At 65.6% G+C, this 24,657-nt stretch carries 34 protein-coding genes; 24 read left to right on the forward strand and 10 right to left on the reverse strand.

Annotation, left to right across the window (positions count from 1 at the left end):
* Positions 1 to 14: 14 nt before the first annotated feature.
* The 4 genes from ASV56_RS11560 to ASV56_RS22740 all read right to left on the reverse strand — a co-directional run bounded on the left by ASV56_RS11560 (position 15) and on the right by ASV56_RS22740 (position 5,254).
* Entirely contained in the window at positions 15 to 275 is a 261-nt protein-coding gene (locus ASV56_RS11560; protein ID WP_062562091.1) for a hypothetical protein, read from the reverse strand.
* A gap of 2 nt (positions 276 to 277) precedes the next feature.
* Positions 278 to 2,248, reverse strand: coding sequence for a UvrD-helicase domain-containing protein (locus tag ASV56_RS11565; RefSeq protein ID WP_062562092.1), 1,971 nt, complete (start codon positions 2,246 to 2,248; stop codon positions 278 to 280).
* Positions 2,245 to 4,479, reverse strand: coding sequence for an AAA family ATPase (locus tag ASV56_RS11570; RefSeq protein WP_062562093.1), 2,235 nt, complete (start codon positions 4,477 to 4,479; stop codon positions 2,245 to 2,247). The genes ASV56_RS11565 and ASV56_RS11570 overlap by 4 nt, the downstream gene beginning before the upstream one ends.
* Positions 4,480 to 4,975: 496 nt before the next feature.
* The gene (locus tag ASV56_RS22740) at positions 4,976 to 5,254 is read right to left on the reverse strand and encodes an SH3 domain-containing protein (RefSeq protein ID WP_082724792.1); all 279 of its coding nucleotides are present in this window, start codon (positions 5,252 to 5,254) and stop codon (positions 4,976 to 4,978) included.
* Between the two features lie 249 nt (positions 5,255 to 5,503).
* Here ASV56_RS22740 and ASV56_RS24800 point away from each other — a divergent pair, with 249 nt between their 5' ends.
* Entirely contained in the window at positions 5,504 to 5,713 is a 210-nt protein-coding gene (locus ASV56_RS24800; RefSeq protein WP_301336094.1) for a PDZ domain-containing protein, read from the forward strand.
* Between the two features lie 97 nt (positions 5,714 to 5,810).
* Here the strand turns inward: ASV56_RS24800 and ASV56_RS11575 are convergent, their stop codons facing one another.
* From ASV56_RS11575 to ASV56_RS11585, 3 genes are all read right to left on the reverse strand, one after another.
* A complete protein-coding gene (locus ASV56_RS11575; RefSeq protein ID WP_062562094.1) occupies positions 5,811 to 6,599 on the reverse strand; it encodes a phytanoyl-CoA dioxygenase family protein in 789 nt (262 codons plus the stop codon).
* A 309-nt stretch (positions 6,600 to 6,908) separates the two neighbouring features.
* The gene (locus ASV56_RS11580; protein WP_062562095.1) at positions 6,909 to 7,595 is read right to left on the reverse strand and encodes a DUF899 domain-containing protein; all 687 of its coding nucleotides are present in this window, start codon (positions 7,593 to 7,595) and stop codon (positions 6,909 to 6,911) included.
* Positions 7,596 to 7,597: 2 nt separating this feature from the next.
* On the reverse strand, positions 7,598 to 7,831 hold the full coding sequence (locus ASV56_RS11585) for a hypothetical protein (RefSeq protein ID WP_062562096.1): 234 nt from the start codon (positions 7,829 to 7,831) through the stop codon (positions 7,598 to 7,600).
* Positions 7,832 to 7,895: 64 nt separating this feature from the next.
* Between ASV56_RS11585 and ASV56_RS11590 the strand changes: the two genes are divergently transcribed.
* The 8 genes from ASV56_RS11590 to ASV56_RS11625 all read left to right on the forward strand — a co-directional run bounded on the left by ASV56_RS11590 (position 7,896) and on the right by ASV56_RS11625 (position 13,054).
* Positions 7,896 to 9,119 carry a helix-turn-helix domain-containing protein gene (locus ASV56_RS11590; RefSeq protein ID WP_253879962.1) on the forward strand — a complete coding sequence of 408 codons (1,224 nt, stop codon included), beginning with the start codon at positions 7,896 to 7,898 and terminating at the stop codon, positions 9,117 to 9,119.
* Positions 9,120 to 9,128: 9 nt separating this feature from the next.
* Positions 9,129 to 9,770, forward strand: coding sequence for a Vgb family protein (locus ASV56_RS11595; RefSeq protein ID WP_062562098.1), 642 nt, complete (start codon positions 9,129 to 9,131; stop codon positions 9,768 to 9,770).
* Between the two features lie 103 nt (positions 9,771 to 9,873).
* On the forward strand, positions 9,874 to 10,281 hold the full coding sequence (locus ASV56_RS11600; protein ID WP_062562099.1) for a cupin domain-containing protein: 408 nt from the start codon (positions 9,874 to 9,876) through the stop codon (positions 10,279 to 10,281).
* A gap of 4 nt (positions 10,282 to 10,285) precedes the next feature.
* Complete coding sequence (aac(3), locus tag ASV56_RS11605; protein ID WP_062562100.1) at positions 10,286 to 11,131, forward strand: aminoglycoside 3-N-acetyltransferase; 846 nt, start codon at positions 10,286 to 10,288, stop codon at positions 11,129 to 11,131.
* Positions 11,132 to 11,164: 33 nt separating this feature from the next.
* Complete coding sequence (locus ASV56_RS11610) at positions 11,165 to 11,575, forward strand: VOC family protein (RefSeq protein WP_062562101.1); 411 nt, start codon at positions 11,165 to 11,167, stop codon at positions 11,573 to 11,575.
* Positions 11,576 to 11,580: 5 nt separating this feature from the next.
* Positions 11,581 to 12,015 (forward strand): class I SAM-dependent methyltransferase, encoded by a 435-nt coding sequence (locus ASV56_RS11615; protein ID WP_062562102.1) that lies wholly within the window; start codon positions 11,581 to 11,583, stop codon positions 12,013 to 12,015.
* An 88-nt stretch (positions 12,016 to 12,103) separates the two neighbouring features.
* Positions 12,104 to 12,421: an H-NS histone family protein gene (locus ASV56_RS11620; RefSeq protein ID WP_062562103.1), complete on the forward strand. Its 318-nt coding sequence runs from the start codon at positions 12,104 to 12,106 to the stop codon at positions 12,419 to 12,421.
* A gap of 15 nt (positions 12,422 to 12,436) precedes the next feature.
* A complete protein-coding gene (locus tag ASV56_RS11625) occupies positions 12,437 to 13,054 on the forward strand; it encodes a plasmid pRiA4b ORF-3 family protein (RefSeq protein WP_062562104.1) in 618 nt (205 codons plus the stop codon).
* A gap of 145 nt (positions 13,055 to 13,199) precedes the next feature.
* On the opposite strand, the gene ASV56_RS11630 is transcribed toward ASV56_RS11625, so the two are convergent.
* Complete coding sequence (locus ASV56_RS11630) at positions 13,200 to 13,931, reverse strand: class I SAM-dependent methyltransferase (RefSeq protein WP_062562105.1); 732 nt, start codon at positions 13,929 to 13,931, stop codon at positions 13,200 to 13,202.
* Positions 13,932 to 14,060: 129 nt separating this feature from the next.
* Here ASV56_RS11630 and ASV56_RS11635 point away from each other — a divergent pair, with 129 nt between their 5' ends.
* The 7 genes from ASV56_RS11635 (at position 14,061) to ASV56_RS11665 (ending at position 18,358) form a co-directional block, all read left to right on the forward strand.
* Positions 14,061 to 14,333 carry a metal/formaldehyde-sensitive transcriptional repressor gene (locus ASV56_RS11635; protein WP_062562106.1) on the forward strand — a complete coding sequence of 91 codons (273 nt, stop codon included), beginning with the start codon at positions 14,061 to 14,063 and terminating at the stop codon, positions 14,331 to 14,333.
* Positions 14,334 to 14,358: 25 nt separating this feature from the next.
* The gene (gene dmeF, locus ASV56_RS11640) at positions 14,359 to 15,306 is read left to right on the forward strand and encodes a CDF family Co(II)/Ni(II) efflux transporter DmeF (RefSeq protein ID WP_156429128.1); all 948 of its coding nucleotides are present in this window, start codon (positions 14,359 to 14,361) and stop codon (positions 15,304 to 15,306) included.
* Between the two features lie 99 nt (positions 15,307 to 15,405).
* Positions 15,406 to 15,768, forward strand: a complete 363-nt coding sequence (locus ASV56_RS11645) for a hypothetical protein (RefSeq protein WP_062562108.1) — start codon at positions 15,406 to 15,408, stop codon at positions 15,766 to 15,768.
* Positions 15,765 to 16,118 carry a DUF2200 domain-containing protein gene (locus ASV56_RS11650; RefSeq protein WP_062562109.1) on the forward strand — a complete coding sequence of 118 codons (354 nt, stop codon included), beginning with the start codon at positions 15,765 to 15,767 and terminating at the stop codon, positions 16,116 to 16,118. The genes ASV56_RS11645 and ASV56_RS11650 overlap by 4 nt, the downstream gene beginning before the upstream one ends.
* 240 nt (positions 16,119 to 16,358) lie before the next feature.
* Entirely contained in the window at positions 16,359 to 16,775 is a 417-nt protein-coding gene (locus tag ASV56_RS11655; RefSeq protein WP_062562110.1) for a hypothetical protein, read from the forward strand.
* A gap of 535 nt (positions 16,776 to 17,310) precedes the next feature.
* A complete protein-coding gene (locus ASV56_RS11660; protein ID WP_062562111.1) occupies positions 17,311 to 17,988 on the forward strand; it encodes a DNA methyltransferase in 678 nt (225 codons plus the stop codon).
* A 79-nt stretch (positions 17,989 to 18,067) separates the two neighbouring features.
* Entirely contained in the window at positions 18,068 to 18,358 is a 291-nt protein-coding gene (locus ASV56_RS11665; RefSeq protein ID WP_017998430.1) for a hypothetical protein, read from the forward strand.
* A gap of 313 nt (positions 18,359 to 18,671) precedes the next feature.
* Here the strand turns inward: ASV56_RS11665 and ASV56_RS11670 are convergent, their stop codons facing one another.
* Positions 18,672 to 19,097, reverse strand: a complete 426-nt coding sequence (locus tag ASV56_RS11670) for a VOC family protein (RefSeq protein WP_062562112.1) — start codon at positions 19,095 to 19,097, stop codon at positions 18,672 to 18,674.
* 911 nt (positions 19,098 to 20,008) lie between these two features.
* On the opposite strand from ASV56_RS11670, the gene ASV56_RS11675 reads away from it, so the two are divergent.
* The 4 genes from ASV56_RS11675 (at position 20,009) to ASV56_RS11690 (ending at position 21,776) form a co-directional block, all read left to right on the forward strand.
* Positions 20,009 to 20,419: a single-stranded DNA-binding protein gene (locus tag ASV56_RS11675; protein WP_062562113.1), complete on the forward strand. Its 411-nt coding sequence runs from the start codon at positions 20,009 to 20,011 to the stop codon at positions 20,417 to 20,419.
* 490 nt (positions 20,420 to 20,909) lie between these two features.
* Positions 20,910 to 21,113, forward strand: a complete 204-nt coding sequence (locus ASV56_RS11680) for a hypothetical protein (protein ID WP_062562114.1) — start codon at positions 20,910 to 20,912, stop codon at positions 21,111 to 21,113.
* A gap of 101 nt (positions 21,114 to 21,214) precedes the next feature.
* Entirely contained in the window at positions 21,215 to 21,430 is a 216-nt protein-coding gene (locus tag ASV56_RS11685; protein WP_011749436.1) for a hypothetical protein, read from the forward strand.
* A gap of 79 nt (positions 21,431 to 21,509) precedes the next feature.
* A complete protein-coding gene (locus ASV56_RS11690) occupies positions 21,510 to 21,776 on the forward strand; it encodes a hypothetical protein (RefSeq protein ID WP_062562115.1) in 267 nt (88 codons plus the stop codon).
* Positions 21,777 to 21,886: 110 nt separating this feature from the next.
* On the opposite strand, the gene ASV56_RS11695 is transcribed toward ASV56_RS11690, so the two are convergent.
* Positions 21,887 to 22,144 (reverse strand): helix-turn-helix domain-containing protein, encoded by a 258-nt coding sequence (locus ASV56_RS11695; RefSeq protein WP_062562116.1) that lies wholly within the window; start codon positions 22,142 to 22,144, stop codon positions 21,887 to 21,889.
* Between the two features lie 239 nt (positions 22,145 to 22,383).
* Between ASV56_RS11695 and ASV56_RS11700 the strand changes: the two genes are divergently transcribed.
* The 4 genes from ASV56_RS11700 to ASV56_RS11710 all read left to right on the forward strand — a co-directional run bounded on the left by ASV56_RS11700 (position 22,384) and on the right by ASV56_RS11710 (position 24,588).
* Positions 22,384 to 22,644: a hypothetical protein gene (locus ASV56_RS11700; RefSeq protein WP_062562117.1), complete on the forward strand. Its 261-nt coding sequence runs from the start codon at positions 22,384 to 22,386 to the stop codon at positions 22,642 to 22,644.
* Positions 22,645 to 22,774: 130 nt separating this feature from the next.
* A complete protein-coding gene (locus ASV56_RS24435; protein WP_253879964.1) occupies positions 22,775 to 23,077 on the forward strand; it encodes a transcriptional regulator domain-containing protein in 303 nt (100 codons plus the stop codon).
* A complete protein-coding gene (locus ASV56_RS11705; RefSeq protein WP_253879997.1) occupies positions 23,043 to 23,549 on the forward strand; it encodes a DUF2285 domain-containing protein in 507 nt (168 codons plus the stop codon). Before ASV56_RS24435 ends, ASV56_RS11705 begins: the two co-directional genes overlap by 35 nt.
* A gap of 139 nt (positions 23,550 to 23,688) precedes the next feature.
* On the forward strand, positions 23,689 to 24,588 hold the full coding sequence (locus ASV56_RS11710; protein WP_062562118.1) for a DMT family transporter: 900 nt from the start codon (positions 23,689 to 23,691) through the stop codon (positions 24,586 to 24,588).
* The last annotated feature ends 69 nt before the right edge of the window (positions 24,589 to 24,657 follow it).

Here is a 24,657-nt window from a genome sequence, read left to right on the forward strand (position 1 = left end):
CGGCCAACCGACTATCAAATCGGACGCCGAACGCAGCTGAGATAGCGGCTAGCGCAGATATACTTGTGAGTTTGAGAGCCCTCTTTGCCCAGGACTGTCAGCTTGTTGCTGTGGGGAATATTGCTAGAGATCACCTGCAAGAGCTGGGTGTGCAGGCTACCGTCCTGCGTCACCCAGCCAACGGTGGCGCAGCAGATTTCAGAGCCCAGTTCCGCCAGTTGGTGGGATTTGCTGATCAGCCAAACTAGCGGCCCAAAGCGGTCATTGATGAACAAGTTCAGCTCTGCGGTGCAGCTTCCTGATATGATCCGTGGGTCACAGCCATCACGATCTCGTCCTCGGCTACCCATTTTTTGGAGATCAGGAACCTGCGGATCGCGTCGGGGGCCTCGGAATAAAGCACGAGTGCGAGGCTCTCTTCGGCCCGTGTGCAGGTGACGTACAGCAAACGGCGGGTGCGCTCGATCGTAGTTTCTTCGCCCTTGTCCGCCTTTTTCTGCGCGTCTGGACCAAGGGGCTTCACGCCAAACAGCGTCTCGTACGAGGCAAGGCCTTTGAAGCGTGTATGGACGTCGTCGGCGATTACCATGACCCGGGGAAATTCGAGACCCTTGACCCCTTGGTGGGTGCCATAGGGGCTGCGGTCTTCGACATAGGCGAGGTAGCGCGCCACCTGGGAAAACGGGGCCTCAAGCGCCTGTGTCCAGGCCTCGGTGATGGTGGTTTCGGTGGGTGGTGTGGCCTCGAGCGTGGTCAGGTCCAGCTCGTCAAAGAGGGGACCAAGCTCGGCAAGGATGTCGACCATGTTCTGGGACACGGGACTGTCGTCAGGCAAACAGGGCCGAAGTTGGTCGGGGATCGGGAACAGCCGGTGCTCGGCCACGACCGCTAACACTTCGGCACAACTCGGATCCCGTTCGTCCTTAAATAGCGTCATCAGCGCTGCGACGCCCGCCCGCGCCGCGTCGAGGCCAGTGGCCTGGCCCCCGCGCCCCGCCCGGATACCTCTCTTATCGACCAGCAGTGAGCCGTCGCGCAGCACCGCCATTGCGGCAAAGGCATCCCCATTCCTTTGTGCCGTCACCAAAGGCAAGACCCGGTGGGTGAAAAGCCGCATCGCGGGCAAGGTGCCATCGCGAAACCCGTCCTTGAGCTTGTCGGGTTTGCTCAGGGGCTCAAACAGCTCACTAAAACTAAGACGCGCGGCAGCCATGTGACGCTCGATTGTGAGGGTCTTGATCGCCTCCGCGTTCTGCCACGCGGGGTCTCCGGTGATGCGGGCCATCTCCGCCCGGGTGGAGGCTTCAAAGGCTGCGCGATCCGTGCCCTCGCTTGGCGCAAGAAAGACGCGCACGGTGCCACCCGGTTTGTCTTCGCGCGCCTGCTGCTGACGGCCATCATCGTCGCGCCGGATCGCATTCGCCAGGTCCACGATCCGCGCGCGGCTGCGGTGGTTCATCTGTTTGGCCGGTTGTTCGAAATCCCCCACCCGTTGGGCGAGATCACGCAAGCCATCTGTGTAAATGCGCTGCATCGTATCCCCGAGCAACCCTAGGGCGATGCGGCCGCGATGGCGCGCTTCGAAGGTTAGAAACGCCTCCATCAATGTTTTCATCGTGTCCTGGCTCTCATCGATCAGGATGAACGGGTAGCGCGCCAGAACGATGTTTTGGAACGTCTCGCTTTCAGTCAGGAAATTCGCGGCAAGCTCAATGACCTCGGTATGTTGCAATGCATCGCGGCCAAAATTGTCCCCCACGGGCGCGTAGGTGAAGGCGCGAATCTCGGCCAGGCGCTCCAGCCGCTTTGCCTTTGAGGCCATCTTCTTGACGCGTTCGTCATGGGCTTTGCCCGCCCGGCCCTTCGCATGGGCTGCCTGGATCTCGGCAATCTCTGTCTGCAAGCGGCTCTCCAGCCAGCCTCTAATATCAGCCGTGCGCCCCTCGATGAGCGACCAAGCGAAGCTGTGGATGGTCTGCACCTGAAACACCGGATCAGCCTTGACACGGCGCGTGATCTCATCTGCGGCAACGTTGGTATAGGTGATCACGGCGATCTTGCGGCTGTGTTTGCGCAAGGTGGTCAAGATCTCTGTGTCCAACCCCTCCAGTGCGTCCTTGAGAGAGCGCGTCTTGCCCGATCCCGCCCCGGCAAAGAGAAAGAAGCTGCGCGGCTGATCGAGGGACAGGCACGCGCGGATCGTCGCGTCAGCGCCAGCGTCGCGGGTGGCGTCGGTCACGTCTGTCACGCCGCGCCCTCCCCGCCCGTCAGTGCGCCCGAAAGCCAGATCAAGCCCTTCTCGATATAGGGAGGCGCGCGCAACACCTTGATGTCTTCGATGTACAGAAGATCCAAGGCAAAGGCGGCCTTATCCGGGTATTTTGCCAACCGATCAAAGAGCGCAGTGGCGAGGTCCTCGGGCGTGGGCTCGTCGGAGATGAATTTCTCAAAAGCACGGGTCATGCCGCAAGCGAACTCCGCCTTTGCGGCGTCCCTCACGGCCTCCGGGTTGGCCAGAGCAAGAGCATCCTCGAACGTGCTGGGCGTGATGGCCTGGGTCTGCGCACCCTGCGTCACCTCTTGCGCGGTCTGATAGGCGACGGCGATGGGGCGGGCCGCATCGGTATGACAGAGTGTATTTGGCGGCGCGGCCATCAGCTTGTCGACCTCCACCATCCCGGGGAGCCAGGTTTTCAGAACCTGGTTCGCGGTGGTCTGAGCGGCCCCCGAGCGCGGCCGGGCCGATTGCGTGACAGTCTTTCCGTCTTTGTCGACCTTCGCCACGGCATCGAGATCGGTGATGATCAGCGTCGGCACTTCCAGCGCCTCGAGCAAGGGACGCATGCGGTGCGCGTGGCTGCCCCCCAGCTCTAGGAAGGATAGATAGGCCACAGCAAGGTCAGGGTAATGATGCTGGATCAGATGCGGCAGCAGGATCCGCTCTGCGGCACCCTCGATCACGATGATGGCGTCGGCGAAGAACAGATCAAAATGTGTGCTCAGCAGATAGCGCGTCACGAAGCGACGAGTTTGTGTGTCCGCGCCAAAGAGCCCCGTCATATTCGCCACAGTGGCCGTGGGCACAACTCCGTGACCTGGCAGATCGCGCTTGAAATAACGCAGCTCCTCAAACGCGGCGGCGTGCGCGATATGGCCCGAATGGGTACTCACGACCAGCTGCGTGGTAAAAGCCGAGTCCTCCTTCTTCAGATCTTTATGGTTGCGCAACACCTTGTGGGCCCTTGCCATGAAGACCTGCTGCACCTGAACATGCAGATGCGCCTCCGGCTCCTCGATCAGCACCAGTTGCAGGGGTTCGATGCCCCTGTCGTCCGGGGTCACCACCTGTGATTTGAACTTGCCCACCTGCATCCAGTCATCCCGGAAGCGCATAAGTTGAAACACCATTGAGATCAGGTTTTGGAAGCCAAGGCCGTTGTAGCTTTCTGGCATCCTCACCCCGGATGCGTCGCCCGAGATATCGTATTGCACAGCTGCTGGGTGATCGAGCCCATCAACGGGTTTGATCTGCGTCGCAATGGAAAGTTTCGGATTGTTGAGCCCGCCGGGGTAGCCAAGTTCTTCCAGTTCCGTGAGGGCATTGGCGAAGCCATTCTTGAGACGGGCATTAAAGGTGGTCTCGGCATCATGAATCGCCATGAGCGCTTTGACGTCGTCGGGCGTAGGGTCCGTTTCGGGGTCAATATGTTTGTGGAAATAGGTCTGTATCTGGCTTGCAATTTTTCGGCTTGCGGCATGAGCGGTATCGCCATCATCGCCTTTCCCGTCACCGGCATCCGAGAACCCACGCTGTGCGTTTATCTCACAAATATGCAGGAGACCGCCAAATGGGTTGGGGCCGATCCCCTCTGATAGTGGTGGCAAGGGCGGCGGCGCAACTGGTCCAGACGCTGTATAGCCTTCAGGGTCCAAAAGATGGGCGTTCAGCTCGAGCAGGTCCTTCATGCGTTTGTCCAGAAACTCCCGAAAATTGCGCGGCCAAAGCGCAAAACCGTTGGCCGTTGTGCCATCTGGATGTAGCACATCGGCGGCTTGGCGCGCGGCAAGGTAGCCTGCCTTGATGTCGACCCCTTTCTTGGGTTCAAGGCGCAGGCGTACGCCGAGCAGGCCGCCAGTCCAGGTAAGTGTGGGGATCAGATGCGCGACATGGTGGAGCTCTGACGTGTCCGCATAGAGCCAGACGTCGAGGAACGGAAGCTGGGCTAAGAGCGGGTTGAGATCCGCCTCGGCCTCCTGTGTCCAGGCGCCCGCGATCTGTTCGATCGCGGCCCAGTTTGAGGCTGTCACATCACGCGTGTCGATACCGCCGCGATCCTTGAGGAATTTGCGCAGCGCCTTCATGGCCGATGTCTTGCCGCTGTTGTTGGCCCCGACGAGCAGAGTCTGCTTATCCGACATGTCCAGACGGGCGCACCGCAGTTTGCGAAAATTGAAGACTTCAATGCGTGTAAGTTTCATAATATCGGTGTCCCCCTCGCAGGAATTGCTGCGCTGGTGTCTGTATATATACTTGTCCTGCGGTTTTGTAGCCGTGCTCAACCGCCAGGGGGCCCTGCCAGTCTTCACATGTCAGGCTATTCGCTTTGCGGTCTCACAGGGGGGGGGGCGGTGGAAATCGCATAGTGGGTGGTGGGCCTCTCACCGGCCTTGAAGTGCAACGCCGGAGGCCTTGGTGCCTAGTTTTTGGTCGCAGCCTGTCTTCCAGAGTGCCGCGCCCTTGGATGCCCGAGTGCTCTCATGCTTTTGCAACGAATTCGGCATCCCGCCCTGCGGGTCTGCCCTGTGGCGGCGGTGCGCATCGTCGCGCGGCACCTACAAACGGCAGCTCCGTCACGGGGCACTACCATCGTGGCCCGGTGCATGCTGCATTGGGAGACGAGCGGCTGCTCTGGAGAATGCCGCAAAGCAGCATACTGTCCGAGCGACCGGCAGCTTTGGGCCGACCATGTTGCTGTCAGCGATGCGCCAGATAGTCCGCTGAAACGTAACCCGAGATACCAGGCCTGTCGGCGAGTGAGACCCTGCACCAGACCTTGCCGTTATTCGTGACGCAGTTCTGGCGGGTGAGGCGCGTTCCGTCAGGCAGGCCGATGATAATGTTGTGGTCAAGGCCAGGGCCTTTGCGCAGCTTCAGCAGATCGCCTGGCCCGACGCCCTTGACCACTGCACCATAACCGACCGCGCATCCGGTGGCGATCATGAGAGCGAGAAGAGCAGCAAAATGAGTTCGCATTGCCTGACCTGAATCGTTTTGCCATCACTACGACACCATCACGCGAAATGACAGCAGGCAGGGCCGGACGCGGACAAGGGGTTGCACAAGACCAGCCATCGAAGGCCCGTTCCGCCCTATAAAGCGGAAATTCTGGTCAGGATTTCGCCGCAGCGCCAGTTGAGCGGCAGCATTCGGAGAATGCGGCCACGCAGCATGGGGTGCGTCCGACGAGCGGTTCTGGGCCGCGCTTTGCCGCCTGCCCCTCTCATGGCAGCACTTGCGCCGGATACAGGGCCTGCAGGATCACCAGCGCTTGCGGCCTGGATCGGCCTGCGCCGGGGCGACATGATCGTCGCCGTCAACCGGACGCCGGTTTCCTCGGTCGCGGATTTGCGTGGCATGCTTGCCGGCCACCGAGCCGTCGCGGCGCTGGAACTGATCCGCGACGGCAGCCGTCTTTTCATCGTCGCAAGGTGAACGACGGCCGTGGCATGGAGAGGACCGGGAAGACGCAGGGTGTCGTCACCGATGCCTGGGCGTCGCTCATCTGACGGAGCCCCGGACCTTGCCGGCTTCAGAACGCCAGCCCGCAAGCCCTGCGGATGGCGATCTGGACGGGCGAGGGCGGCAAGGCCGGGTCGAACTCACCCTTGGGCAGCAAGGGCGGCTGGGCCATGAAGCGGGGTCTTGTCCCCCGGTGCGGTTGCGCCGCATGGACCAGGAACGGATGGCACAGATAGACCGTGCCCGCCGCGCCCGCCGCCAGTGCCTCGGGGCAGGTCTCGGTCGAGGCATAGCCGTTCGCCGACAATTGCCGCAGTGTCGCGCCTGCCGCCCCATGGGGCAGCAACTCGCGGGCAATGGTGGCGTGCGAGCCCTGCCTGATCCGGGTCGGTGCGTCGCCGAGCCCGACATCCGAGAACAGGAACAGCATCAGCAACGCGCGGCCACTGCTTTTGACATTGACCCGCCACTCCATGAAGTCGGGGCTGTCGCCGTAGCTCATGTCCACATGCCAGCCATCGTCGCGGGGGGCGATGGGCGAGGGGAAGCGGATCGGGAAGCTGCCGAGGCCCTGCGGCGCAAGCCAGCGCCCCGGCCCGGCAAGCTGGTCATAGGCCCGGTGCAGCAGCGGGGTGTTGGCGGCCTGGACGAAGGCGGGCGTGGACATCGCTGCGATCCGGATGACGGGTCGCGTCCAGTCCTCGGGCCGGTCAGGCGAGAGGCCCGCAGCTGCCCACAACTCGTCCCGGCATTGCCGGGCGAGGTCGGTGGGGAAGGCGCCGTCGATCCTGACGAAGCCGTCCTCGATGAAGCTCTGGACCTGACGCTCGGTCAGGCCGGTGGGTTCGGGATTGGTCATCACGCATTCTCCGCTTGGCGCCCCAATCGCGGGCGCCGTGTCGATCTGATGGCGCGAATGCGCCGGCGGCAGGGCCGGTCAGATCAGCGGGAAGAATGTGGACATGAACATCATGGTCGCAATTTAGGGCGGGCAGCCGGGGGCTGCAAGCCGTGTCCCCTGATCGCTTGCGACCTGTTTTCCCTGCTCGCGGTTATCGAGGGGCATTCATTGCCCGGCCAGCAGGTACCGCACCCATCGTCAGGACAGATGCCCTGATATCGTCCAGAGCGCCGGATGCTCAGCGCCCGCCCTGATCCTCTGCGCCCTTCAATATTCGTCATGCAGCCTGAGCCAGCTCATGGCGCCGTTTTCATTGCGGCCCTTGGGGGTGAGGTCCAGCCAGTTGAACGCGCCCATCAGCAGTTCCACGCCGCGGTGATAGGTGGAATAGCTGTGGAAGAGGACGCCGTCCTGCCGCACGAAGATGCTGACCCCGAACATGTCCGGGCTGTTCTTGATCACCGTGCCGTAGTTGTAGATCGCCCGGCCGGCGGCGCGGTCCTCCTCGGTGAACGACACGCCGAAATCGTAGTTGAAATCGCCGTCTCCCGACGACAGCCAGGGAAAGCGCCAGCCCATCCGCCGCCGGACCGCCTCGATCTGCGGGACCGGCGCGCGCGAGACGGCGGCGAAGGCCAGGTCGGCCTGCTCGAAATGCTGCCGGGCGGCATCGACATGATCGGCGACGAAGGAACAGCCCGAGCAGAGATGATCGGATCCCGGCGTCAGCATGAAGTGATAGACGGCAAGCTGGCCGCGGCTCCCGAACAGCTCGCCCAGCGTCACCTCGCCGTCGGGACCGTCGAAGCGATAGGGCTTGTCGATGCGGACCCAGGGCATCCGCCGCCGCTCGGCGCGCAGGGCGTCGAGCTGGTGGGTCATGTCGCGTTCGCGGGCCAGCAGCGCCTTGCGGGCCTCCAGCCATGCCTCGCGGGAAACGATGGCTTGGGTCATGGTCAGTCTCCTTTCCGGGTTGGGTCTTGGCCTGCCATCAGCCGCAACCAGGGCGGCAGGTGGAACAGGCTCATCAGCAGATACATCATGGTCATGCCGTACAGCGGCAGCGGACCGGGCCCGGACAGGCAGAGCGCGGGCGAGGCCGCCGTGATCCAGGCCATGACGGCGAAGCAGGGCGCTGCCGCAAGGGCCAGCCAGCCTGCCGGGTCGGGTTTTCCCGTGAGCGTTGTCATTCCGGGCCTCCCGTCCGATGCTTTGCGGGACATGAAGCAGTCTAGGACGGGGCGGCATCCGGGCGTGAGTAACAAGCATGACGGGATTGCGGCGGCGGCGCAGGCGCTGGCGGCGGGGGATGCGCTTTCGGCGCTGAAGCGGGTCGCCCTGCAAGACGACCCGCCGGCGCTGGCGCTGCGCGGCATCGCCATGGCGCAGCTGGGCGATCTTGGCCGGGCGCGGGACCTGCTGCGCCGCGCCGCGCGGGGGTTCGGCGGCGATCCCGTGGCCCGCGCCCGCTGCCGGCTGGCCGCGGCGGAAATCGCGCTGGTGACGCGCGACCTGGGCGGCCTGGAGCAGGCGCTTGGCACGGTGCGATCGGCGCTTGCGGCGCAGGACGACCGAGCGAACGCCGCCCATGCCGCTTGCCTGCAGGCCCGGCTGTTGCTGCTGACCGGGCGTCTCGATCAGGCCGAGGCGGTGCTTGAGGGGCTGGATGCCGCCGCGCTGCCCCCGGCGTCGCGTCCCGGCTGCTGGCTGGTCGCCGCCGGCATCGCCATGCGGCGTATCCGGGCCGGGGATGCGGCGCTGGCGCTGGACCGCGCCGCCCGGGCCGCGCATGAGACGGGCATCGCCGCGCTGGCCACCGAGGTCGCCCAGGCACGCGCGGCCTTCGAGGCCCCGGCCGCGCGGCTGATCGAAAGCGGGTGCGAGGCGCTGCTGGACCTGGCCGGGGTCGAGGCGTTGCTCGGCACGGACATGCTGCTGGTCGATGCCTGCCGCAATTTTCTGCGGTGTGGTGCGACGGTTGTGCCGCTGACCGGGCGGCCGGTGCTGATGGCGCTGCTGCGCGCCCTGGCCGAGGCCTGGCCCGGCGACGTGCCGCGCGAAACCCTGCTTGCGCGTGCCTTTCGCGCCCGCCAGGCCGACGAGTCGCATCGCGCCAGGCTGCGGGTCGAGATCGGGCGGCTGCGCGGGCAGCTCGCCCCGCTGGCCGGGATCAGGGCGACCGGCCGGGGCTTCGTGCTGGAGCCTTGCGGGGGCAGGATCGCCGTGCTGACCCCGCCGGTCGAGGACGATCACGCGGGCCTGCTGGCCCTGCTGGCCGATGGCGAGGCCTGGTCGAGTTCGGCGCTGGCGCTGGCGCTGGATGTCAGCCCGCGCAGCGTGCAGCGTGCGCTGGCGGAACTGCGGCGGGCCGGCAGGGTGGAGTGGTTCGGCCATGGCCGCGCCCGGCGCTGGATCGCGCGGAGCGTGCCGGGTTTCCCGACAAGCTTGTTACTCCCGGCGCCCGTGCCGATGGGCTAGGGTGGAGCCATGAAACGCATGGCTGAAATCATCCGCGAATATGGCCCCTTTCCGGGAATCGAGGAAGTGCATGGCGTCAGTTTCGACGGCCGCCGGGTCTGGTTCGCCAGCGGCGAGCGGCTGAACGCGCTGGACCCCGACAGCGGCGAGCTGCTGGGCGCGCTGGAGATCCCCGCCGATGCCGGCACGGCCTTCGACGGCCGGCATCTGTTCCAGATCGCCGGGCCGGTCATCCGCAAGATCGACCCCGAGAGCGGCGCGGTTCTGGCGACCATTCCCGCGCCCGAGGGCGGCAATTCCGGGCTGGCCTGGGCCGAGGGCTCGCTCTGGGTCGGCCAGCATCGCGGGCGCCGCATCCACCAGGTCGATCCCGAGACCGGCAAGGTGCTGCGCAGCATCGTCTCCGACCGCTTCGTCACCGGCGTCACCTGGGCCGACGGCGCGCTCTGGCACGGCACCTGGCAGGATGAGGAAAGCGACATCCGCCGCATCGACCCCGCCACCGGCGCTGTGCTGGAACGGCTGGAGATGCCGCCGGGCACCGGCGTCTCGGGGCTGGAATCCGATGGCGGCGCGCGGTTCTTCTGCGGCGGTGGCAGCAGCGGCACGCTGAGGGTGGTTCTGCGCAAGGCGGATCAGGAGGCGACTTAGGGCCTGCGGGCGTTGCTGTGCAAACCGGCCCTCGCTCGGAACCTGACAGCGGGGCCTCGGCAGGCTATGCTGTCGGGGGTCCATCAGCCATCGGGAGGCAGCGATGAGCGACGATCACACCGGCAAGGGCGTCCTGCATCTTCCGCCGGGCGAGGGACGGCGCTACGCCCTCGGCCGGATGACGGCGCTGTTCAAGGCCGACGAGGACGAGACGGCTGCACGCTACAGCGTCTCGGAATGGTGGCTGGAGCCCGGCGCCGACGGTCCCGGCGCGCATGCGCATGAAGGCAATGACGAGATCTTCTACGTCATCGCCAGCACGGTCAGCTTCCTTGCCGGGGAGGACTGGCTGGACGCGCCGCAAGGGACCTTCCTGCGCATCCCGGCCGGGGTGACCCATGACTTCAGGAACCGCACCGCCGAGCGCGTCGGTCTGCTGAACGTCTTCATCCCCGGTGGCTTCGAGCGCGACATGCCCGCCATCGTGGATTGGTTCAGGGACAATCCCTAGGGTCATGCACGGCAAGGCCACGATCACGGCGGACCTTCGGCGGCTTGGCCTGCAGCCGGGCGACCTGGTGATGGTCCACGCCTCGCTGAAGGCGCTTGGCCCGGTCGAGGGAGGTGCGGCCGGGGTCGCCCAGGCGCTCATGGATGCGGTGGGGCCGGGCGGCACGGTGATGGGATATGCGTCCTGGGACCGCTCGCCCTATGAGGAGACGCTGAACGGCGCCCGGATGGACGAGGATCTGCGCCGCGACTGGCCCGCCTTCGATCCCCGGACCGCCGGGATCTATCGCGGCTTCGGCCTGCTGAACCAGTTCCTGGCAGAACTGCCCGGTGCCCGGCGCAGCGCCCACCCGGATGCCTCGATGGTCGCGGTCGGCCCGCTGGCCGGCATCCTGGTCGAACCGCACCGGCTGGGCCAGGCCCTGGGCGAGGGCTCGCCGCTGGAACGCTTCGTGCGCCTTGGCGGCAAGATCCTGCTGCTGGGGGCGCCGCTCGATGCGGTGACCGTGCTGCATTACGCCGAGGCCATCGCCGACATCCCCGGCAAGCGCCGCGTCAGCTATGAGATGCCGATGCTGGGCCCGGATGGCCGGACGATCTGGGAAGCGGCCACGGATTTCGACTCGAACGGCATCCTCGATTGCTTCGCGGTCGAGGGCCGGCCGGATGCGGTCGAAACCATCGCCCGCGCCTATGTCGCGACCGGCCGGCACCGCGAGGGCGTGGTCGGCGCCGCGCACTGCCATCTGTTCGACGCGCAGGATATCGTCGCCTTCGGGGTTGAGTGGCTTGAGCGGCAGTTCGGATCGGCGCTGCATCCGCGGTCACGCCGAGACGGCCGAGACATTTGACCGGGCATGGCCCCAATCTGACAGGAGGAACGCATGATGGAAGCTCCGCGCATCTATCCGACCTTCCGCTTCCGCGACGCGGCGGCGATGATCGAATGGCTGGAAAAGGCCTTCGGCTTCACCACCCACGCGAAATACATGGATGGCGACAAGGTCGCCCATGCCGAACTGGCCTTCGGCTCGTCGATGATCATGTGCGGCGACGACAGGGAGGATGCCTATGGCGAGATGGTGGGCCAGCCGTCGGGGCAGGGCGGCAAGTCGCTCTATATCACCGTGGATGACGCTGACGCGATGTTCGCCCGTGCCAAGGCCGCCGGCGCAGCGATCGAGGAAGGGCTGACCGACCGCGACTATGGCAGCCGCGAATTCATCTGCCGCGATCCCGAGGGCAATCTGTGGTGCTTCGGCACCTGGTGGCCGAAGGTGACCGACAAGGGCTGAGCATCATGGTCCAGCGGATTTCGAACCGGATCGCATCCTTCATCGACGCCTTGCCGCTGGCACCGGGCCAGAGGGTGCTGGAGATCGGCTGCGGTCCTGGCGTGGCGGCCCGCGCGGTTTCCCGCCGCGTCGGGAGCGGCTTCGTCCTGGCCATCGACCGCTCGGCCAAGGCGATCGAAAGCGCGGTGGCCGGATCGAAGGCCGAAATCGCCACCGGCCGGCTGCGGTTCCTGCGAGTGGCAATCGAGGATTTCGCATTGCCGCCGGGTGAAGAGCCTTTCGACATCGCCTTTGCGATGCGTGTCGGGGCGCTGGACGGTCGTCACCCGGATATCGAGCAACGCGCCCTTGAACGCTTGCGGGCAGCCCTGAAACCGTCGGGGCGTCTGTTCATCGATACGAGGCATCCGCTCAGGGAGATCTGGCTGCGAGGACGGTGAGCCGCGAACTGCACGCTCCCGAAATGGGGATGAGATTTGCCGTTTGGCACATTGGATTAAACCGGCGTCATAACAACGGGGGACGCCTATGACCGATATCGACCTGAATGCCTTGTCGCTGGCCGAATTGAAGCAGCTGGAAAAGAGCGTGGCCAAGGCCATCGCCTCTTTCGAGGATCGCCGCAAGGCCGAGGCTCGCGCTGCGGCGGAAGCGGTGGCAAAGCAGCACGGTTTCTCGCTGGGTGAACTGGCGGAAATGACCCCGGCGCAAAAGCGCGCCACCGTGGCGCCGAAATACCGCCATCCGGAAAACCCCGAGATCACCTGGAGCGGTCGCGGCCGCAAGCCCGCCTGGATCGCCGGGGCTCTGGAGGCCGGCAAATCCTTCGAAGACTTCGCCATCTGACCGGGGAGGGCAGGGGTGTTCCAGCCTCCGAATGCGGTGCGGCTGCATGTCACCCTGGCCGAGATCGAGCCGGAGATCTGGCGGCGGCTGGTGGTTCCCTGCGACTGGACGCTGGACCGGCTGCATCCGGTCCTGCAGGCGGCCTTCGGCTGGACCGAAAGCCATCTGCACGAGTTCCGCATCGGCGGGTTGCGCTATGGCGATCCGGCTCTGCTGGACGATGGCTTCGGCGGTCCCCGCGTTTTCGACTCTACCGAGGTGCGGCTGCAGGATTTCGTCGGGCATGACGGCAGTTTCACCTATGCCTATGACTTTGGGGACGGTTGGGAGCACCTGATCCGGGTCGAGGAGTGGCTGGCGCTCGATCCGGCGCCGCGCCACGCGCTCTGTCTGGAAGGCGCACGGGCGAGGCCGCCCGAGGATGTCGGCGGGCCGTGGGGCTATGAGGATTTCCTCGGGATCATCCGCGACCCGAAGCACGAAGAGCACCGCTCCACGCTGCGATGGGCGGGCGGGCATTTCGACCCAGAATGGTTCGATCTGGACCTGACCAACAAGGATCTGCGCAATGCCTTTCGCGCGAACGCGCGGCGCCGGCTACATCAGCCGAAGCCGAAGGCGCCGAAGGGTTAGCTGCAGCAGTCCGAGCGCCTCGACGATGACGAAGGCTGGCCGGTTCTGGCGGCGGCTGGGATAGCGGAAGAAACAGCCGTCGCACATCGGCCACCCGTCGTGGAGCACCTGCACCAGAGTGCCACGCGCGGCAAGGCAGCCCGAGTCAGGCTTTTTGTGCCGCGACCAGCATCATCATCGGCCGTTCCAGTTCCTCGGCCAGCGCGGGCATCTCGGCGATCTGCGCGGCTGTCGGTACGAATTCCTCGATGCGCCGCAGCGCAAAGCCTGCGCCGATCAGCGTGTTGAGCGTGGTGGCCAGCGTCCTGTGATGCTTCAGCACGCCCTTGGCGAACCAGTCGGTACGACGCTCGCCTTCTATGGAATAGCCATTGACCGGCCAGGTCTTGCGACCGTCCTCGTCCAAGGTCCAATGCGGATGCGCCGCCGCCATGAAGATCGGATGCTCGATGGTGAAGACCAGATCCCCGCCCGGCACCAGCGCCCTGTGGATCATGCGGATCAGCCTGTCGAAATCCCCGACATAGTGAAAGGCCAGCGCGCTGTAGACCAGATCGAACGCCGCTTCGGGCAGGTCCAGCACCTCCAGATCTGCGATGCGGTAGTCGATGGCCGGATCGGAGGTGTCCGCCCGCGCCCGCTCGATCATGTTGTGCGACAGGTCATATCCCGCGACCGAAGCCGCGCCCTGCTCGCGAAACCAGCGCGAGGCCCAGCCGAAACCGCAGCCCAGATCGGCCACGCGGCGACCGCTCACATCCGGCAGCATGGCGCGGATGGCGGGCCATTCGGGCGCGCCGTCCAGTCCATGCACCTGCCGGGGCAGCTGGCTGTAGCCCGCGAAGAAATCGGGATTGTCGTAGATGTTCTGTGCCATCCTCAGCGAAATACCGGAGCGCGAAGGCAGCGTCGATGTCGTCTGTCCTCCTCCATTTCCCGGCTTCACCGATCCTGCCGCTTATAGTATAGTCCCCCATACCATGTGGAGCCGAGGATCGCCGCCGCCATGTCCCACACCATCCGCGACAAGCAGAAGCTGATCGCCCGGGTCCGCCGCCTCAGAGGCCAGATCGAGGGGATCGAACGCGCGCTGGAAGCCGAAAAGCCCTGCGGCGAGATCCTGCGCCAGTTGGCCTCGGCCCGCGGCGCAATGAGCGGCCTGACCGCCGAGGTGATGGAGGATCACCTGCGCGAGCATGTGCTGCAGGCCGAGACCGCCGCCGACCGCCGGCAGGGCGGTGAGGAACTGATCGGCGTCATCCGCACCTACCTGAAATAGCCGCGCGGCGGCGGGAGCAATGGCCATGTCCGCAATCGACATCTCCGCCCATACCCACGGGCACGACTTCCTCGGGCGGCACCACCGGCGCAACGAACGGCGCGTCTGGCTGGTCATCGCCCTGACGGCCGCGATGATGGTGGCGGAGATCGCCGCCGGCACGCTCTACGGCTCGATGGCGCTGGTGGCCGATGGCTGGCACATGTCCACCCATGCCGGGGCGATGCTGATCACCGCGCTGGCCTATCTCTATGCCCGCCGCCATGTCGGCGATGCCCGCTTCAGCTTCGGCACCGGCAAGCTGGGCGATCTGGGCGGCTTCGCCAGCGCCGTCGTGCTGGCCCTGATCGCGCTGCTGATCGGCTGGGAGAGCCTGATGCGGCTGGCGAATCCGGTCGAGATCCGCTTCGGCCAGGCCATCGCGGTCGCGGTGGTCGGGCTGGTGGTCAACCTCGCCTGCGCCTGGCTGCTCCGGGACGACCATTCCCATCACCACGGGCATGGGCATCATCACCACGATCATGACCACCATGGCCATGCGCGGGACAACAATCTCCGCGCCGCCTACCTGCATGTCTTGGCGGATGCGCTGACCTCGATCCTGGCCATCGTGGCGCTGCTGGCCGGGCGCAGCTATGGCTGGACCTGGGCCGATCCGATCATGGGCGTCGTCGGCGCGCTGGTGATTGCGCGCTGGTCCTGGGGGCTGATCCGCGATTCCGCTGCCGTGCTGCTGGACCGGGTGCCGGAAGACGAGGACCTGCCGGGAGAGATCCGCACGGCGATCGAGTCCGAGACCGACCGGATCGCCGATCTGCATGTCTGGCAGGTCGGGCCGGGCCATCACGCTGCCATCGTCTCGCTGGTGTCGAGCGACCCGCAGGCGCCCTCGCATTACAAATCGCGCCTGGCGCGGATCCATGCGCTTTCCCATGTCACCGTCGAGGTCGAGCGGGTGAGTGCCGCTTCCTGAAAGGAGGCCATGGCGGGTTGGCTAGGCCGCAACCCGTTGCGGCCATTCGCCGGCCTGTGCCGAGCTGGCCCATGCTCCAACCCTTGCCCCGGCTGACCCATGACCGAGATCGCACCGCACCCCCGGATCAAACTGTCGAAGCTGCGCGATATCGGCTGGTCGCTCTGGGATCCCATCGGATTGCTGGACCCGGAAAGCCGGCCGGGCAGGTGGGACGACGAGGCCAACCTGTCCTTCGCGGACGAATATGACAGCTATCTGATCTCGGCGGCCTCGCAGCTGCGCGGGGGAACACCCCGCGACGAGGTCGTCGGGTTTCTGGTCGAGATCCGGCATATGGCGATGGGCGACAACCCGAGTGCCAGGACGAGGGCGGAAGCGGTCGTGGATGCGATCCTCGCCGACGAGACCATCTGGATATGGCCCGATGCGCAGGGGCGGTTTGGTCAGGAGGCGAGATGACCGGGCACAGGATCTTCACGACGAGCTTCGCCAGCGTTTATCCGCATTATGTGGCCAAGGCGGAGAAGAAGGGCCGGACCAGGGCCGAGGTCGATGAGATCATCCTGTGGCTGACCGGTTACAGTCCGGAGGACCTGGCGGCTCGGCTGGAAGACCGGACGGATTTCGAGACCTTCTTTACTGAGGCCCCGCGCGTGAACCCGGCGCGTTCCCTGATCAAGGGCACGGTCTGCGGTGTCCGAGTGGAGGAGGTCGAGGATCCGCTCATGCGGGAGATCCGCTATCTGGACAAGCTGATCGACGAACTGGCCAAAGGCAAGCCGATGGAGAAGATCCTGCGGAGGGGGTGAGGAGTCCGAGCCTCCGCGACAAGCACGCGAGCTGGCGGCTTGTCGCTGATCGGTGACCGTCTTGGGCGCCTATCCGCATCATCTCCTTAGCCTTCCGCCTGTCCGCTTGACCCGACGCCGGGTGTTGGGAATGCTGTCTTTCGCAGCAACGGCGTAGTGAACCCTGGTCGCAGGCTGAGCGCATTATCTTCTGGCAGCCTGTCGTGCACGATTCCCGATCCCCTCGGTCCGGAGGCTTCCATGACCCTGATCCTGCTTGCCGTCATGCTCAGCGCTCTCACCTGCGTCATCGCCTGGTATCTGGCCATCTATGCACTGCCGGTGATGGTCGCGGTCGAGACATTCCGTCTCATTCATGCGACGGAGGCCGGGTTCCTGCTCTCCGCCTTCGCTGCGGCGACCGCTGCGCTGCTCTCGGTGGGGCTGGTGCTCATGGTGCTGTTCAAGGCCGAGAACCCGATCCTCTGCCTGACGGCGCGGGCGATTTTCGTGATCCCGGCGATCATCGCCGGCTATGCCATCGTCCATGGCGTCACCCATGACGCCATCGAGTCAGCCGTCGCCCTGAAGCTGCTTTGCGGCACCGCCGGCCTGATCACCGGCATCGCCGCGCTGATGAACCTGAACGGTTTCGGGGAACTGGCGCCGCAAGCCTGATCCGAGGCTGTTTGGTCGTTGTTGGCGATATTGATCCGCCACGTCCTGCAAGGCAGGGATCACCGGATCGGCGTCGAAGGTCAGCGTGTCCTCGCAACTGCGTTCAGCCACTCCCGCCTGCCGCACCCTGTTCTGTCGCATTGATCCGATGTGATCCGCGCGCCGGGCGCGGATCGCGTTTGCGCGGAAGCCGTGCCGGGGCCTCGACCGGGCCTTGCCCGGCTCACCCCCGACCCGAAGGCTTTCCTGTCTCAAAAGGTTTGTCCGCCACGCATCCGCCTGTCTGGCCGTCAAAGGGCAGGCGCCGCCCGGGGGCGTCGTCGGGGCGCAGGGCCGTGTCCTCGCCTGCGGCTGCGGGCCGCTCCACCCCTGCGCCCCGACCCATGACCGCCAGCCATGCGGCCGCGGGTCGGGCTGCGCCCTCTCCGCTCTGCCTCCGGGGAAACATGCGTTTCCCGAAGTCAGACCGGCGAGGCGCTGCCCATCGGCGGATCAGGGCCAAGGCCATCCGCCCCAAACCCGAAAGGACAGAGACATGACCGCACATGCAAACACCCCTCGCAACCTTGTCATCAATGCCGATTGCATCGAGGCGATGCAGGCTTTCGGCACCGGCTCGGTGGACTTCATCCTGACCGATCCGCCCTATGTGACCCGCTTCCGCGACCGGCAGGGCCGTACCGTTGCCAATGACGACAACGCCCGCTGGCTGCGTCCGGCCTTCGCCCAGATGCACCGGGTTTTGAAGCAGGGCGGTTTCTGCGTCAGCTTCTACGGCTGGAACAAGGTGGATCTGTTCGTCGAGGCCTGGAAGGCGGCGGGTTTCCGCATCGTCGGGCATCTGGTGTTCCGCAAGCGTTATGCTTCATCCGCCCGCTTCCTGCGCTATGAGCACGAGCAGGCTTATCTGCTGGCAAAGGGCGATCCGGTGCTTCCCGCCCGCCCGGTGCCTGACGTGCTGGACTTCCCCTATACCGGCAACAAGCTGCACCCGACGCAGAAGCCGGTTGCCGCGTTGCGCAAGCTGATCGGCGCCTTCACGAAACCGGGCGATCTGGTGCTGGACCCGTTCAGCGGCAGCGGTTCCACGCTGGCGGCGGCGCATCTGCTGGGCCGCGACTGGCTCGGGGTGGAAATGGACGTGGACCATTACCGCACCGCCAGCCGGCGGATGGCGGCCTTGCAGGAGCGCGACCAGAAGGCGGCGGCATAGGCCCCATCCCCTGCGGCCCAAGGGCGTCCGTCCCCGAGGCGGGCGCCACCCCCCACAGATTCACGGAAAGGATTTCGACATGCGCTGGATCGTCACGAAAGACCATCACGGCGGTTGCATCGGACTCGGCGAGGACGCCGACGGAGTTCCCGCGCGAGGCAAGCCCGAAGACGGCGACGCCCTGCCGGTGGAGTTCCGGCTTTACACCGCGCGCGGCAGGCTGCTGTTCGAGGGCCGTTGCGGCGACATCGCGGCCGACTGGTGGCACGGCATGGAGCCGCTGCTTTACGCCTGGGCCACCTTCCGCTGCCGCCGGTTGACCTGGCGCCCAGCCGGGACGGATGAATCTTGGCGCCCGCTGCGCCCGTAGGCTAGACGCCGGCCCAAAGCATCACGGCCGCCGATCCGATGGACCGGCGGCCGTTGCGCGTTTGCGGCGCAGGGCGCGGCTGAAAAAATCGCGCTCGCCGGGCATGGCCCGGCTCGCAAGACAAGGCGAAGACATCGGCAGATGCGCCTATGGCTGACGCGACAGGCGCGAACGGCGCGGCATGATCCGGAGGGGCGGAGACCACCCTATCGGAGCCGGGCCGGATCATGCCGGAGGCGGGGAAGGGGGATGCCGCGAGGAATCCAGAGCGGCCACTGGTCCCAATCAGGGCCAGTGGCTCCCGGGGGGATGCTCAATCGCCCGTCGGAAGCAGGTCCGGATTCCAGACGATTTCCCACAGATGCCCGTCAGGGTCGCGGAAATAGCCGGCATAGCCGCCGTAGAACGTGTCCTGCGCGGGTTTGACGATTTCTGCGCCTGCCCGTTCCGCGGCGTCCATGATTTGATCGACCTCTTCCCGCCGCATGACATTGTGGCCGATGGTGAAGGCGGTCGGACTGACCGGCCGCATCGGCAATCCGGTATCGTGGGCGATGTCGGCCTGCGCCCAGAGCGCGAGTTTCAGACCGCCGGAAAGATCGAAGAACGCCACCGCGCCATGCTCGAATTCCTGGCCGACGATGCCTTTCGTGGGCAGCCCAAGCCCGTCGCGGTAGAAGGAAAGCGATCGTTCGAGATCGGCGACGCCTAGCGTCAAAACGGAAATCCTGGGTTTCATGTCATGCCCTTTCTATCGGCGCCTGCACCGCGCAGGGCCTTGATAGTCTTGGGCCGTTGCCAGCAACGGAAGGACCCGCAGGGCGCGGGGGCCGGGCCAACCTTCCCGAGCCTAACCTGTTTCAGACCGGCAGATGATACGCCGGGTGCTTTGGGCGGTCAACGGCGCCAATGCCCCGCCTTGCGTCCGCGATCCGCCGCGCTCGTGGGAAAACCCGGCGGCTGCAACCGCCGGGCCTTCGGGCCTCCCGCTCGGGCAGGAATCCGTCATCCCGCCAAACCGACCCTCGCCCCCATCGTTCTCGGCCAGACGCTCCCAGCTGCGGAAATCCCACATCGCCGCCAACCCCACCGCCATCCGACGCCCGCCTTCCGCATCCTGCCCTTTCGTGCCGTGGATGCCCGCCGCGATGCGACCCGCTCCCTGCCGGCTCCGCAATACTGCCGGACGATCCAACCCAGCGCCGATGAGTTGGCTGCCATGCCATTCCGCGCCGCCGTCCCGACAGCCTGATCCTTCCCGCCCCGAACGACCCGGATTTCCGACGGCAGCCGCGAGGTTGACCAGCAAGGGGAAGCGAAGCGGCTCCGCCGCGGGTGGTGCCGGTTCCGGGGACTTTCTCTGCCAGGACGGTACCGGCGAGAACGCCGCCGTTCTGCAATATGTCCCCGTCATGCCCCCCGGACGCACCAATCCCTCCGCCTGTCCGATCCCCTAACTCCGTGCGGTTTTCACCGGCAACCCCCCAGGCTCCGGACCGTGTTGCCGCGCCGGGCGCGGCTGCCCGCCCCACTCCGAAGCCTTGCGGGCAAGCTGCCGCCAAGGGGCGTCAGTTGCAGGTGCCTCCCGACGGACTTTCCCGGGTCTCGTCGGAGGGAATGGTCCCTCCGGTGAAGCAACGGAGACAGACAATGCAGAACATCGTCATCCTCGCCGGTACCATCCGTCAGGCCCCCGAAACCCGCACCACCCGCACCGGCACCGATGTCACCCGCTTCAAGTTGGTCACCTCGCGCCCGCGCTATTCGGAAGGCCGGATCGTCCGCGACGAGAAGGGCTATCGGGTCGAGGACGCGGAATGGCACCGCGTCGTCGCCTTCAACGGCCTGGGCCGGACCATCCAGCACTATTGCGAATCCGGCATGAAGGTTCTGGTGCGCGGCCGCATCCACTACACGAAATGGCAGGATGCGGAAGGCCAGGACCGCTACGGCTGCGAGATCGTCGCCGAGACGGTGGATTTCCTCAGCCGGGCGCAGCAGACCGAGACCGACGACGAAGACGAGGGCCGGTTCATCGACGAGGACGACATTCCCTCCTGAGCGGGAGGCCAGAGGCCCGGCGGCACCAGCCGCCGGGTTTTCCCATGTCCGCAGCGGACCGCCCCGAGGCCGCGCCGGCAAGAGAAGGCTTCCCGGCCGGATCGACCGGCCGGGAAGCCTCCGGCGCGGGCCTGCTGCTTTCCCCCGACCTCGTTCTTCTCCCGCGAGGAAGAAACTGGGGCTTGGGACAAGGGGCTGGGGAGCGAGGCAACAGGAGGGCGACATCCGACGTGAGCACCAATCCCGGCCCAGAAGCATGGGTTGAGGCAGGGACGGCGGGCGAAAGGGAGGCTGGAGGCGCGCCTAAGTATCTGAAAATAACGAATAGAAACGCACAATCGGCTTGCGATAGAATATTGTTTTTGCTAGATTATTCGTAAGGCGCGCAGGTGGTCGACACCGGCCGGCGCCATGCTCCCCGCAACGCGGGGTCGGGGTGGTGGAAGGGGTCTGATGGATCGACCCCGGAACGGAAGCCGGAGAGACGTCGATGCATACCGCGACATTCGAGATCAACATTCCCAGCAACCCGCTGGCCAGCCGCATCAACCTCGAGGACATCGAGATGGGCATGGACGCCGATATCGGGGTCAAGGCCCGCGCCAGCCGCCACAGCATGACCCTGACGGTTAGGGTTGCTGCAAGCGATGCCGCCGACGCCGCGAAGTGGCTTCAGAAGATGGGCCTGATCTGACCTCACTGGCGGAAGCGCACAGCCCTTCAGGCGGAAACGCCTGAGGGGTCCGGTCAGCAGAAGCGCCCGGATCGGACCGGGGCGCAGACTGGAGACCAACCATGAACCACCACCCAAGTACCGTGACCGAACTGATGGCCGAAGCCGCCAACGCCCTGATCCGCCGCGACTCGCACCGGCTCGAGGAACTGGAGCGGATCGCCAGAGGATGGATGCAGACCCAAGACGAGGAACTGGCCCAGATCATCCTTCTGCAGGCGATGACCGAAGCCGCCGACCTCCTCCTCGACACCCCGAGCGAGATCGAGAGCGCCTGACCCCACCGGTGCTGACAGCCCGGCCCCGCCATCACGGGGCTTGCGGCAGCAGGAAACCACCCTACCGGGAGAAACTGACATGACCGCAGCCGAACGCACTGCCCGCCGCCTCGCCAATGCCGCGACCCTCGCCACCGCCTTTGCCGAGGGTCGATTCCGCAAGGTGACGGTGAGGGAAGCATGGGGCCTCGGATGGGACGCCGAGGCCGATGAGCCGGAGGTTTTCGCCGAAGGCGGGTTGCACGCGATCCTGAACGCCGATCGTACCGAGATCCAGATGATGGCCGACGACGACGGCGAATGCTGGACCATACAGATCGCGAGCGGAGAGTTTTGCCCCGCCTGACCCTCCACCGGGACCAGAGATCCCGCCGAGACAAATGGACCTGCGAGCTCATGCATCCGGCTTGTGCGGCAGGCAAGTGCCCGCTGGAAACGCAGCGGCGGCGCTCCGGGCTACTTGTCAGGCTTTGGCGGCTCCGCAGATGGCAGCCGGTTGTCTTCCGTAGGCCGCTTAAGCAGGTCGGACGCTTCCATTTCCAGGACCGAGGCCAGACGATTCACGACATCGATGCTGGCGCCGTAAACGCGGCGCTCCAGTGAGCTGATATAGGTTCGATCGATATCCGCACGATGCGCGAGCTCTTCCTGCGACAAGCCCTTGGCTTGCCGCGCGGCCCGCAGATTGTGCGCGAATATCTCCCGAATCTCCATCACCGACAGATCGGTGACTTGATGAGCATTCCACCACGGAGTATTCTCTACAAATGGGATGCCGAGGTTTTTGCCTCCGATGTGCGGGCATTCGGAGTTGTACCAAGTTACTGTGTCTGGTTAACGATGCGGAGCAGGATCCGTCTCGTGGAACACGGCTCGTTGTGGAACGCGGCCCGGCATGGAATAGTGCTGCTGCGGGAAAACATCGCGATCACCGCCCGGACGGGAGAGGGGATGTGACGGAAAAAGACTATCTGGAGGATGTGCCGACCGGCCCGGAACTGACCGATTACGACCGCCGGCACCAGAAGCTCTACATGCGGCTGCACGATTCCGCTGACGACGGAGCCGACTGGCGCGAAGCCGTCCAGATCCTCTTCGGTCTCGATCCCGAGCTTGAGCCGGAACGGGCGCGCAGGATCTACGACAGCCATCTTGCCCGCGCGCGCTGGATGAAAAAAGACGGCTACAAGCTGCTGTTGCGCGACGGCCGCTGATCGCAAGTAGAAATCCGCCGATTTGCCTCTGCCGCACCCTACCTTGCCCGGAAAGGGGTTTTGGCGCAGACAAATGCGCCCGACCCTTGGTTGAACGCGCGAGAAATGGCTTCAACCTTGGGGTATGGACATGAAACCCGACCTGTCGAAGTGGCGATCCTCGCCGAGCTACGATTTCGTTGACGAAGTTGCAGCGCCCGATCTCGCCTGGGAATGGCTGCGGCGCAACGAGGACTATCAGCAGGACTATCGTGCCGTCGCGCGGCAAGAGGCAATGGATGCGCCGGGCATCCTTTGGTTCCGGAATCGCTGGGGGCTTACGTTTCCCGGTCCGGCCGGGGCTTTCCTGCGTGGATACGCCGGTCTACTGGCTGCCGTCCCGCGAGACCAGCAGCCTCGTGCTGGATTCGCTACCCTCCGTTCTGCCTGCTGAGGGCAACCTGGTCGACCTTTTGAGAGCGGCTGATACCCGGGTGAATGCCGACGGAACCTGGTTCCGCTGCGACATCGGTGATGGCCGAAGCCTGCACCTGCTGCGGCTGGCGGGTGTCGAGGAACACGGGCCGCTGGCAATCGTCATCCCGCTCGATGCCGATGGGCTCGACCGGATCGAGGCCGCCACGCGCCTCCTCTGCTTTCTCATGCGGCGGAGCGTGCCGCCGGACCGGCGCTTGACCGAACGCCAGCGCCAACGGGCACGTCAAATGCTGCAGGCCATCGACGGGCGCATGAGCGGGGCGAGCTATCGCGACATCGCCCGCGCGATCTACGGCGCCGACCGGGTCCGCGACGAGCCGTGGAAGACGTCAGCCCTGCGCGATGCCGTCATGGGCTTCGTCAGGGACGCCCGCGCGATGATCGGCGGCGGCTATCGCCGCTTGCTGCGGCGGCGCCGGCGGAAGTAGCTGTCGGGGCTGTCGGGGCTGTCGGGGCTGTCGGGGCTGTCGGGGCTGTCGGGATGGTGGCCTTCCAATCCTTCGCGCAACGTCGCAAGGTCTGCCCCGGGCCATATGCCCGCCTCAATTCCGCTTCCTGAGAACGATCATGACCAATACGCCGGATTTGCTACGACTGATCGCGATGGTCTTCATCGCGGTGACCTGCGTGGTCATCGGCGATACGGCGGGCAAGCTGCTGACCGGCGGCGGCGTGGATCCCTTCATCGTGGCATGGTCGCGGTTCTTCCTGGCCGCGCTGATGCTGCTTCCCTTCAGCGGCTTGACCCGGCGGGAACTGCCGGCATTGCTCGACTGGCGCGTCCTGCTGAGGGCCGGGCTTATCGCCAGCGGCATATGCTGCATCCTGACCGCCCTGAAGACGGAACCGATCGCCAATGTCTTCGGAGCCTTCTTCGTCGGCCCGGTCGTGTCCTATGTCCTGGCGATCCTGTTCCTGGGCGAGCGGCCATCGGCGCCAAGAAGCCTCTTGCTGGGGCTCGGCTTCGCGGGCGTGATGCTGGTGGTCAAGCCCGGTTTCGGCAGTTCCGCCGGCATGGGTTTCGCCCTGGCGGCGGGGACGTTCTACGGCGCCTATCTGGTCATGACCCGCACCCTGGCGGGAAGATTCCGGCCGCGATTCCTGCTGATCTCGCAATTGCTAATCGGGGCCATCGTCCTGACGCCCTTCGGGTTGCAAGCCGATTTTCCCGTGCCGGACGTGCCCTTGCTGGTGCTGCTTCTGATCAGCGCCGTCGGTTCGGCCGTGGGTAACTTCCTGCTGGTCATGGCCAGCAGGAAGGCCGAGGCCAGCCTGATCGCGCCCCTGGTCTACAGCCAGTTGATTTCGGCCACGGCGCTGGGGATCGTCGTCTTCGGCGAATGGCCCGATCTCGTATCACTGGCGGGGCTGGTGTTGATCGCGATCTCGGGGCTGGGCTCGCTGCTGGTTCACCAGCGTGCGGGGAGGGGGCGCCTATCGACCCCGCCTTGCCCGCGCACGCCGTGATGTCGCTGGACGTCTGGAACCGCCCGCATGGAACCTCGGTAATCCTGCGTCGTCGGAAGGACGCGCGGT

Source organism: Paracoccus aminovorans, from assembly GCF_001546115.1.
Classification (GTDB): Bacteria; Pseudomonadota; Alphaproteobacteria; order Rhodobacterales; family Rhodobacteraceae; genus Paracoccus; species Paracoccus aminovorans_B.

Coding starts and splice junctions, on each gene's coding strand:
- ASV56_RS11570 (WP_062562093.1), bottom strand. CDS start 4,479: ATGAAACTTACACGCATTGAAGTCTTCAATTTTCGCAAACTGCGGTGC.
- ASV56_RS22740 (WP_082724792.1), bottom strand. CDS start 5,254: ATGCGAACTCATTTTGCTGCTCTTCTCGCTCTCATGATCGCCACCGGA.
- ASV56_RS24800 (WP_301336094.1), top strand. CDS start 5,504: ATGGCAGCACTTGCGCCGGATACAGGGCCTGCAGGATCACCAGCGCTT.
- ASV56_RS11575 (WP_062562094.1), bottom strand. CDS start 6,599: ATGACCAATCCCGAACCCACCGGCCTGACCGAGCGTCAGGTCCAGAGC.
- ASV56_RS11580 (WP_062562095.1), bottom strand. CDS start 7,595: ATGACCCAAGCCATCGTTTCCCGCGAGGCATGGCTGGAGGCCCGCAAG.
- ASV56_RS11585 (WP_062562096.1), bottom strand. CDS start 7,831: ATGACAACGCTCACGGGAAAACCCGACCCGGCAGGCTGGCTGGCCCTT.
- ASV56_RS11595 (WP_062562098.1), top strand. CDS start 9,129: ATGAAACGCATGGCTGAAATCATCCGCGAATATGGCCCCTTTCCGGGA.
- ASV56_RS11600 (WP_062562099.1), top strand. CDS start 9,874: ATGAGCGACGATCACACCGGCAAGGGCGTCCTGCATCTTCCGCCGGGC.
- ASV56_RS11610 (WP_062562101.1), top strand. CDS start 11,165: ATGATGGAAGCTCCGCGCATCTATCCGACCTTCCGCTTCCGCGACGCG.
- ASV56_RS11615 (WP_062562102.1), top strand. CDS start 11,581: ATGGTCCAGCGGATTTCGAACCGGATCGCATCCTTCATCGACGCCTTG.
- ASV56_RS11620 (WP_062562103.1), top strand. CDS start 12,104: ATGACCGATATCGACCTGAATGCCTTGTCGCTGGCCGAATTGAAGCAG.
- ASV56_RS11630 (WP_062562105.1), bottom strand. CDS start 13,931: ATGGCACAGAACATCTACGACAATCCCGATTTCTTCGCGGGCTACAGC.
- ASV56_RS11635 (WP_062562106.1), top strand. CDS start 14,061: ATGTCCCACACCATCCGCGACAAGCAGAAGCTGATCGCCCGGGTCCGC.
- dmeF (WP_156429128.1), top strand. CDS start 14,359: ATGTCCGCAATCGACATCTCCGCCCATACCCACGGGCACGACTTCCTC.
- ASV56_RS11645 (WP_062562108.1), top strand. CDS start 15,406: ATGACCGAGATCGCACCGCACCCCCGGATCAAACTGTCGAAGCTGCGC.
- ASV56_RS11650 (WP_062562109.1), top strand. CDS start 15,765: ATGACCGGGCACAGGATCTTCACGACGAGCTTCGCCAGCGTTTATCCG.
- ASV56_RS11655 (WP_062562110.1), top strand. CDS start 16,359: ATGACCCTGATCCTGCTTGCCGTCATGCTCAGCGCTCTCACCTGCGTC.
- ASV56_RS11660 (WP_062562111.1), top strand. CDS start 17,311: ATGACCGCACATGCAAACACCCCTCGCAACCTTGTCATCAATGCCGAT.
- ASV56_RS11665 (WP_017998430.1), top strand. CDS start 18,068: ATGCGCTGGATCGTCACGAAAGACCATCACGGCGGTTGCATCGGACTC.
- ASV56_RS11670 (WP_062562112.1), bottom strand. CDS start 19,097: ATGAAACCCAGGATTTCCGTTTTGACGCTAGGCGTCGCCGATCTCGAA.
- ASV56_RS11675 (WP_062562113.1), top strand. CDS start 20,009: ATGCAGAACATCGTCATCCTCGCCGGTACCATCCGTCAGGCCCCCGAA.
- ASV56_RS11680 (WP_062562114.1), top strand. CDS start 20,910: ATGCATACCGCGACATTCGAGATCAACATTCCCAGCAACCCGCTGGCC.
- ASV56_RS11685 (WP_011749436.1), top strand. CDS start 21,215: ATGAACCACCACCCAAGTACCGTGACCGAACTGATGGCCGAAGCCGCC.
- ASV56_RS11690 (WP_062562115.1), top strand. CDS start 21,510: ATGACCGCAGCCGAACGCACTGCCCGCCGCCTCGCCAATGCCGCGACC.
- ASV56_RS11695 (WP_062562116.1), bottom strand. CDS start 22,144: ATGGAGATTCGGGAGATATTCGCGCACAATCTGCGGGCCGCGCGGCAA.
- ASV56_RS24435 (WP_253879964.1), top strand. CDS start 22,775: ATGAAACCCGACCTGTCGAAGTGGCGATCCTCGCCGAGCTACGATTTC.
- ASV56_RS11710 (WP_062562118.1), top strand. CDS start 23,689: ATGACCAATACGCCGGATTTGCTACGACTGATCGCGATGGTCTTCATC.